Source organism: Myceligenerans indicum (assembly GCF_016742955.1).
Classification (GTDB): domain Bacteria; phylum Actinomycetota; class Actinomycetes; order Actinomycetales; family Cellulomonadaceae; genus Myceligenerans; species Myceligenerans indicum.
Genome location: NZ_JABBYC010000007.1, coordinates 139,205 through 147,465, shown reverse-complemented (window position 1 = coordinate 147,465; position 8,261 = coordinate 139,205). Strand labels below are relative to the sequence as shown.

The 8,261-nt window shown below is 73.4% G+C and carries 7 protein-coding genes; 3 read left to right on the top strand and 4 right to left on the bottom strand.

Features of this window, described 5'->3' with window-relative positions:
- Positions 1-385 precede the first annotated feature (385 nt).
- Positions 386-1,129, top strand: a complete 744-nt coding sequence (locus HGK34_RS07035; RefSeq protein WP_201845866.1) for a DUF1684 domain-containing protein — start codon at positions 386-388, stop codon at positions 1,127-1,129.
- An 18-nt stretch (positions 1,130-1,147) separates the two neighbouring features.
- Here the strand turns inward: HGK34_RS07035 and HGK34_RS07030 are convergent, their stop codons facing one another.
- Positions 1,148-3,064 (bottom strand): ABC transporter ATP-binding protein, encoded by a 1,917-nt coding sequence (locus HGK34_RS07030; RefSeq protein WP_244666513.1) that lies wholly within the window; start codon positions 3,062-3,064, stop codon positions 1,148-1,150.
- Between the two features lie 248 nt (positions 3,065-3,312).
- Between HGK34_RS07030 and HGK34_RS07025 the strand changes: the two genes are divergently transcribed.
- A complete protein-coding gene (locus HGK34_RS07025; RefSeq protein ID WP_201845865.1) occupies positions 3,313-4,422 on the top strand; it encodes a winged helix DNA-binding domain-containing protein in 1,110 nt (369 codons plus the stop codon).
- 98 nt (positions 4,423-4,520) lie between these two features.
- Here HGK34_RS07025 and HGK34_RS07020 read toward each other — a convergent pair whose 3' ends face one another.
- Positions 4,521-5,573 carry a LysR family transcriptional regulator gene (locus tag HGK34_RS07020; RefSeq protein WP_201845864.1) on the bottom strand — a complete coding sequence of 351 codons (1,053 nt, stop codon included), beginning with the start codon at positions 5,571-5,573 and terminating at the stop codon, positions 4,521-4,523.
- Between the two features lie 71 nt (positions 5,574-5,644).
- Here HGK34_RS07020 and HGK34_RS07015 point away from each other — a divergent pair, with 71 nt between their 5' ends.
- On the top strand, positions 5,645-6,586 hold the full coding sequence (locus HGK34_RS07015; protein WP_201845863.1) for an EamA family transporter: 942 nt from the start codon (positions 5,645-5,647) through the stop codon (positions 6,584-6,586).
- 36 nt (positions 6,587-6,622) lie between these two features.
- On the opposite strand, the gene HGK34_RS07010 is transcribed toward HGK34_RS07015, so the two are convergent.
- Positions 6,623-7,159 (bottom strand): hypothetical protein, encoded by a 537-nt coding sequence (locus HGK34_RS07010; RefSeq protein WP_201845862.1) that lies wholly within the window; start codon positions 7,157-7,159, stop codon positions 6,623-6,625.
- A 107-nt stretch (positions 7,160-7,266) separates the two neighbouring features.
- Positions 7,267-8,076 carry a class I SAM-dependent methyltransferase gene (locus HGK34_RS07005; RefSeq protein WP_307815836.1) on the bottom strand — a complete coding sequence of 270 codons (810 nt, stop codon included), beginning with the start codon at positions 8,074-8,076 and terminating at the stop codon, positions 7,267-7,269.
- Positions 8,077-8,261: the final 185 nt, after the last annotated feature.

Sequence of the window (8,261 nt, the reverse complement as noted above, 5' to 3'; positions counted from 1 at the left end):
AGATGTGTATAAGAGACAGCACCCGCACCCCCACCCGCCATGACCAGCACTCCTTCCGAGCGGACTGCCGCACGCACCGGTCGCGTGCCGGACGTCCGGTCCGACAGGGCTCGGTCCGGCCGCCCGCGCCCGGACACCGGCCGTACGCCCCAGGCTAGACGGCCGCGGTGCATCAGAAGTGGACGCGCCGTTGATCGCCGGGCGATCACCGCGTACGCGGTGATCGTGGTGACGGGCTCCCCGTGCACGTGCCGACCGCCGGGAGAGCCGGCTCGGCGCCACCCGCCCCGCCCCGGCCCGGGCGCGTGGCCGCCGGCGGACGTCACCAGGGCACGGCCCGACCGCCTACGGTGGGGTTCATGACCCCGCACGAGTCCCGCCTCCGATGACGTCCGACCCCGCACGCGACGCCCCGCACGCAGGCGCACCCGACACCAGGCCCCACACGACACCCGACGCAGGTCCCGACACAGGACCCAACGCGAGGACCGGCGGCGAGGACGGGCTCACCGGGCCCGCCGGAGCCCTGGCCGTCGCCGACTGGCGGCGGCGAGTCTTCGCCCTGTACGAGGACGTGCGGGCACGCCCCGCGGACCCGGCCGGCGCGCACGCCGCGTGGATCGCCGCCCGGGACGAGCTGTTCGCCACGCACCCCGCCTCCCCCCTGCTGCCGACGGACCGCGAGCGGTTCACCGGGCTGCGCGTGGCCCCGTACGACCCGGCGTGGCGCTTCGAGACGCGGATCGTCCCGGCCCGCGAACCCCGCCGGCTGGACGTGCCGACAGGCACCGACGGCGTCGTCCCGTTCGAGCTGCTCGGCACGGCCGAGCTTCCCGGCGCGGGGCCGCTCGATGTGTGGCGCCTGGCCTCGTACGGGGGCGGGCTGTTCGTCCCGGTGAAGGACGCCCTGGCCGGTCGTCCCGACGGGACGTACGGCGGCGGACGCTACCTCGTGGACACGATCAAGGGCGCCTGGCTCGGTGACGACGGCGCCGGCCGGATCGTCCTGGACCTCAACTTCGCCTACAACCCGTCCTGCGCGTACGACCCCGCCTGGGCCTGCCCGCTGGCCCAGGCGGGCAACACGCTCGCCGTGCCTGTCCCGGCCGGCGAGATGACACCGGGCTGACCGCTCGCGAGGTCCGGGTCACCGCGGACCGGGTGACCCCGCCACGTCCTGCCCGGTGGCGAACTGCGTCCGGTAGAGCTCGGCGTACAGCCCTCCCGCCGCCAGGAGCTCGGAGTGAGTGCCCTGCTCCGCCACCCGGCCGTCGTCGAGCACCACCACGAGGTCCGCGTCGCGGACCGTGGACAGGCGGTGCGCGATGACCAGCGACGTGCGGCCCGCGAGCGCCTCGTTCAGCGCCGCCTGCACGGCCGCCTCCGACTCGGAGTCGAGGTGGGCGGTGGCCTCGTCGAGGATGACGACGTCCGGCGCCTTGAGCAGGAGGCGTGCGATGGCGAGGCGCTGGCGCTCGCCGCCCGAGAGGCGGTAGCCGCGGTCGCCGACGACGGTGTCGGCGCCCTGCGGGAGGCGTGAGACGAGGTCCCAGATGCGGGCGCGGCGCATGGCCTGTTCGATCTCGGCGTCGGTGGCGCCGGGGCGGGCGTAGCGGAGGTTGGCGGCGACGGTGTCGTGGAAGAGGTGGGCCTCCTGGGAGACGACCCCGACGGTGGCGCGCAGGGAGGCGAGGGTGACGCCGCGCAGGTCCTGGCCGGCGATGGCGACGCTGCCCGACGTCGGGTCGTACATGCGTGTGACGAGGTGGCCGGTGGTGGTCTTGCCTGCGCCGGAGCGGCCCACGAGCGCGACCACGGCCCCTGGGGGGACGGTGAACGTGAGGTCGTGCAGGGTGTCGGACGCCGGTTCCTGGGTCGGGACCGCGACGGCCTCCAGGGATGCCAGCCCGACCTCGCCGGCTCTCGGGTAGCGGAACGTGACACCGTCCAGGGTGACGCTCGCGCCGTGCCGGGCGACGGCGTCACGCAGGTCGGTCGCGTCGGGGGCGTCGGTGACGGTGGGTTCCAGGTCGAGGACCTCGAGGACGCGTTCGAAGCTGACGAGGGCGGTCATGATGTCGACCTGGACGTTCGCCATGGCGGTGAGGGGGCCGTAGAGCCGGTTCAGGTAGGCGGCCATGGCGACGACGACGCCGACCGTGAGGGCTCCGGAGATGGCCTGGACGCCGCCGAGCCCGTACACGACGGCGATGGCGAGCGATGCCATGGTGGTCAGGCCCACGCGGAACCAGGTGCTCAGCAGCGCGCGCCGCACGCCGAGATCCCGCAGGCCCTCGACCTGGTGCGCGTATTGGGCGGACTCCCGTCCCGGGTCGCCGAAGATCTTGGCGAGGTGGGCACCGGCGACGTTGAAGCGTTCGTTCATGAGCTGTCCGGCGTCGGCGTTGACCTCGTAGGTGCGGTGGGTGAGATCAGCGAGGCGGCGCCCGAACCAGCGGGCGGGCAGCACGAACAGCGGGGTGACCACCAGCGCGAGCAGGGTGAGCCGCCAGGACATGGCGAACATGGCGGCGAGGGTGAACACGACGGTCAGGGCGTTGGACACGACGGTCTGCAGGGTGGAGGTGAAGGCCTGCTGGGCGCCGAGCACGTCACCGTTGAGGCGCTGCACGAGCGCGCCCGTGCGGGTGCGGGCGAAGAACGCGAGCGGCATGCGCTGCACGTGGTCGAACACGGCGGTGCGCAGGTCGACGATGAGCCCCTCGCCGACGCGGGAGGAGACCCAGCGTTCGGCGACGGCGAGGCCCGCGCCCACGAGCGCGAGGGCGGCGGCGCCGGCGGCGAGGCTCACGACGAGGCGTGGGTCGCCCGCGGTGATGCCGTTGTCGATGAGGTAGCGGAACAGCAGCGGGACGGCCGTGCCGGCGGCAGCGTCGAGCACGAGGAGCAGGGCGAAGAGCACAAGCTGCCTGCGGTAGGGCCGGGCGAACGCCAGGATGCGCCGGACGGTGTCCCGCGCCAGCCGGTGGCGCGCGACCGTGGGGTCCTGCATGAAGCCGCGCATGGTTCTGCCCTGTCCCATGCCGCGCGTCGAGTTGTCCATCGTCACGCGGCAACGGTAACCGGAGGTACTGACATCGACGGAAACTCGTCCCTGCCCGGCCCCAACGCTTCCGGCCTTCGGTTCGTGGAGACATGCGGGTGCGGCGGCCCGACCCCCAATTTGCCGCCGCACCCGCCTCGCTCGGTTCTCCGGGCGAGTAGCGTGGGCGGGCCGCTCGCCCGCGACGGCCGCGCGGCGGCCGGTGATACTCCTGTCCGCTGTCAGCCACCCCGCCTACGCTTCGGTTCATGGCCTCGCCCACGACGATCTCCTCCGATACGGCCCGGCGGTTGCGCCTGCGCGCACAACGCCTGGTGCCGCGGGGTGATCTGTCTCCGGTCGACGTGGTGCAGCACATGGTGGCGTTGCAGGGCCAGGACCTCCCGGCGGTACTGCGGGCGATCGTGGTCCGCAGCCGCCCGGGCACCACGCTGGACGATGTGCGTGCCGCGTTCGACTCGGGCCGGCTCGTGCGCGGCTGGACCCAGCGCGGCACGCTCTTCGCCACCACCCCGAGCGACCTCACGGCGCTCCTGTCGCTGACGGCCGAACGCGTGAAGCAGAAGACCCGCAAGCTCCGCGCCGACGAGGGGATCGACGACGACGTCGTCCGGAGGGCCGCCGCCGTGGCGCGGGAGGCCCTGGCCGACGGCGGGATGTCGCGCGCCTCGCTGACGGACCTGTGGGAGCAGGAAGGGGTCAGCACCGAGGGGCAGCGGGGATACCACCTGATCGTGCTGCTCGCGCTCGACGGACTGCTGCACTGGGGGCCGTTCGCCGGCAGACAGCAGCTCCTGGTCGCCACGCGCCGTGCCCCGTCGGCACACCCGCCGGCGGCGCCCGGCGGGTCGTCCCCTGCGGACCCCACGGACGACCCTGGGCGGGAGCTGCGCCGCATCGCCCGCGCGTACTTCGCCTCGCACGGCCCGGCCACCACCGAGGACCTGGCCTGGTGGCTCGGCCTGCCGAAGACTCCGGTGCGCCGCGCCGTCGCCGACATCTCGGAGGAGCTTCGGGAGGTGGACGTGGACGGCACCGCGATGCTCGTCGCGAACGGCCGCACCGCGGCGGTTCCCGACCGCACCGGCCCCGCAGGCGTCACACTCGTGCCGGGGTTCGACGAGATCGTGCTGGGCTACGCGAACCGTGACCTCGTGGCCTCGAAGGAGGCGATGAGGCAGGTCGTCCCGTTCACGAACGGCGTGTTCCGCCCGGCGGTGCTCCTGGACGGGCGCCTGGTGGGCACCTGGCGCCGCGCCCCGAAGAAGGGTGAGTCACCATACGCACTGGTCGACGGCGTCCGGTCCCGCGACCGCCAGGCCGTCGAGAAGGCACTCTCCGCCTGGGAACACGGCTGAGGAACCGACAGGACGGTCCGGCACCCGGGGAGCCGACAGGACGGTCCGGCCCCGGCACCCCGGCGGCCCCGGCAGACCTGGCAGACCTGGCACGAGCCCTACGGCGTGTCCCCGACCGACCTGCCCACCTCGCGAAACGCGTCCAGCACGGTCCGCACGGCCAGCCGCTCGGCCCGGTCCGGGCGTGCCATCGCCACGATGTGCCGGCCCGCGGCGATCCCCGCCACCGGACGCAGCACGATCCGCGGGTCCGAGGTCGTGTACCGCGGCAGGATGGCGACCCGGTCGCTTGCCGCGACCAGTGCCTCGATGAGGCGGTTGTCACGCAGTCGCTGCACCACCGTCAGCGGCAGGCCGGCCGCCGTCTCCACCGCCAGGCGGAGGCCGTCGAACGGGTAGCCGGCCGGCACGCCGTACCACTCGCACTCCGCCAGCTCTGCGGGCGTGACCTCCCGCTTCGCCGCCAGTGGGTGTCCCGCGCGCATGGCGATGTCCAGCGGCTCCCGCAGCAGCGGGACCGTGGCCAGATGCTGGGCACCCTCGGGCACGAGCGAGGTGAAGCTGTGCCCGATCACGACGTCGTGGTCCGTCACCAGCTGCGCGTACCGCATCTCCGCCACGTCCATGTCGGAGCACTCCACCCGGACCTCGGTTCCGGCGAGCCGGTCCAACACCCCCGGAAGCAGGATCGCCGCCGCACTCGGCAGCGTCGCCACGGTCACGGTGCCCGCCGGCGACCCCACGTACGCGTCCCACCTCGCCTGCACCTGGGCGATCGCCCGCGCCAGGTCGCGACCGCCCTCGGCCAGGAGCCGTCCCGCCTCCGTGAGCCGCACTCCCCTGCCGGCCGCCTCCGTGAGCGGCAGCCCGCCGAGCTCGCGCTGCGCGGTCCGCAACTGCTGTGACACCGCCGACGGCGTGCGGAACGTGGCCGTCGCGACGGCCGTGACCGAACCCCGGTCGGCGAGTTCACGCAGCAGTGCCAGGTGGCGGGGATCGGCTCGGGTCAGATCGATACGGCGAGCACTGCCCTCCCGCGGCGCGCCAGGGCTCTCGGAGTCGGCGGCCCCCTCAGGGCTGCCGGAACCGTCCAGGCCGCCGGAACCGTCCAGGCCGCCGAAGCCCTCGGGGTCGTCTCGCCGATCATTCATGAAGGCAGCCTACAGAGAGATGTAGGAGATTTCACTTGTCCTACAGAGCAATTGCTCGCAGACTCTGGAACATGCCGCTCACGCACCGCCTCCTGGCCTTCTCGGTCGCCCTCATGTGGGGTCTCAACTTCATCGCGATCAACGCCTCCCTCGCCCAGTTCCCGCCCTTCATGCTGGTCGCACTTCGCTTCGCGATCGTCGCGGTGCCCACGCTCCTGCTGGTCCCCCGGCCGCAGGTGCCGGCCCGGTGGCTGTTCGGCTACGGCCTCGGGTTCGGCACGCTGCAGTTCCTGTTCCTGTACTGGGGCATGGCGGCCGGTTTCCCCACCGGCCTGGCCTCGCTCGTGCTGCAGTCGTCGGCGCCGTTCACGGTGCTGCTCGGTGCCACGGTGTTCCGCGAGCGCGTCTCGGCGCGCCAGCTCGCCGGGCTGGGCGTGGCCACGTCAGGTCTCGCCGTCGTCGGCTGGCAGCAGGCGCAGGCCGCCGCGTTCGCCCCGTTCCTCCTGGTGCTCGCCGCCGGATTCGGCTGGGCGATCGGCAACGTGTCCAACGCGCGCGCCATGTCCGGGGCCACGCAGCGGCCCAACCCCCTGCACGTCACACTGTGGATGTCCGTGGTTCCGCCCGTTCCCATGGCGCTCCTGTCCCTGGCCGTGGAGGGCCCGGACGCGATCGCACGGTCCTTCACACCGGGGCCCGAACTCCTGCCGGCCCTGGCCGGACTCGCCTACACGGTGCTGATCGGGACCCTGGCCGGATCGGGGATCTGGACGTGGCTCATGGCCCGGCATCCGGCGGGCATGGTGGCGCCGTTCTCCATGCTCGTGCCCGTGGTGGGACTGAGCGCGTCCGCGGTGCTGCTGGGCGAGCGGCTCGGCATCCCGCAGCTGGTGGGGGCGGCGCTGGTCATCATCGGAGTCCTGTGGGGCTCGCGAACCCGCCGCAGGCCGGTCCCGCCCGCGACCGGCCCCGCGATCAGCGAGCCCGCGCCGAGCACCGCGGCGGCTCGCTGACCCGGCACAGGCCCGGCACGGATCGGGCGCTGCCGCCTACCCGGCGGCGTCCACGATCTCCCACCGCAGGTCGGCGACCATGTCCCCGCTGTCGCCGCGGGCCGACAGCGACACCAGGTAGTCACCGGCAGGCGCGTCGGGGCGGACGAGCCAGACGCCGCCGCCCTGCGGCTGAGCCGGCAGCCGCGACCAGTCCGCGTCCTCCTTCATCGTGCCGTCCGGCAACACGTCGTCCGTGGCCTGCACGTCGAGCTCGGCGAGACCCCGCTCGGTGACCTCGACGCGGATCTCGCCGGGTGAGCCGATCGGCTCCGGTTCCAGGTCGACCCCGTCCACGCACTCGGTCGCGTTGCAGTACGTATGGGGGCCGAGCTCCAGCGCATGACCGTCGTACGAGACGATGAACGGCGACGGCGCGGTCGAGCGATCGACAGGATGGTGGACGGTCGTCGTGGTGGGTGCCGGTTCGGCCGCGGGCGGCGGGCCGGTCCGGACCTCGCCGGCGCACGCGGCGACCAGGGCGACCGGCACGAGTACGGCGAGACCGGCAATGACGTCACGGTGGCTTCTCATACCCTCCCTATGTCCCCGCAAGCGGGCGGATTGCGCCTCACCGCGGGAGCGGCCCGAGGGTCCGCGCCCCACGGCGGCAGCCCGCCGTCGGCCCTCGTGCCGGACCGTCAGTCCTTGCGCCAGACCGAGACGTGCTTGCGGCTGTCGGCCGTGAACGGGGACCGGTCCCAGTCCGCCCAACGCTCGACCAGCCGCATCCCGGCGATGCGCGCCATCAGGTCCAGCTCGGCCGGCCAGGCGTAGCGGAACGGGACGGCGTTGACGCGCCCGCCGCCGTGGCCGGACACGCGCACGTGAACGGACCGGAAGCGCTGTGTGACGACGTCGTACTGGTCGAACCCCACGTACCCCGAGGTCAGGCCGTCGCCCGCGGTGTCGACCGCGAAGGGGACACTGTCCTGCCCGGGCGGCAGCATCCGCAGGCCGGGCACTCCCACCTCGACCAGGAACCGCCCTCCCGGACGCAGGTGCGCGGCGGCGTTGCGGAACACCTCGACCTGGCCGTCCTGGGTGGTGACGTTGCTGATCGTGTTGAAGACGAGGTAGACGAGGCCGAACTCGCCGGGCGCGACGTCGCCGTCGGACCGGGCGGTGGTCATGTCGCCGATCGTGACGTGGATGCTCCCCGCGCCGGGCTTGTCCTCGATCCGCCGCGCCATGGCACGGCTCAGCTCGATGCCGTGCACCGGGGTGCCGCGCGCGGCGAGCGGGGACGCGATCCGGCCGGTGCCGATCGCGAGCTCGAGGGCCGGGGCCCCGTCCGCCAGCGAGTGGAGCACGCCGGCCGTCCGGGCGATCACGGCCGGGTCGAACTCGGTGCCGTCGTCGGAGTCGTAGTCGGACGCGACGGACTCGCCGAAGAGGCCGTCGGCAGGGTCGTCGCGGGGCAGGTCTTCGGGCTCGACGTCGTTGTCCACGACATCCGACCCTAGAAGGCGGGCGGGTCAGGACGCCCGTCCTTTTCCGGCGTGGCATCGTTGCCGACGGCACTGTGTCCCCCGCGGACGGCACTGTGTCCCCCGCGGGAGGACGCGCCACCGGTGTTCGCGGGGACACCCCGTCGCACAACCCCCGGACCCGTGTCCGGAATCGGAGAGGACGA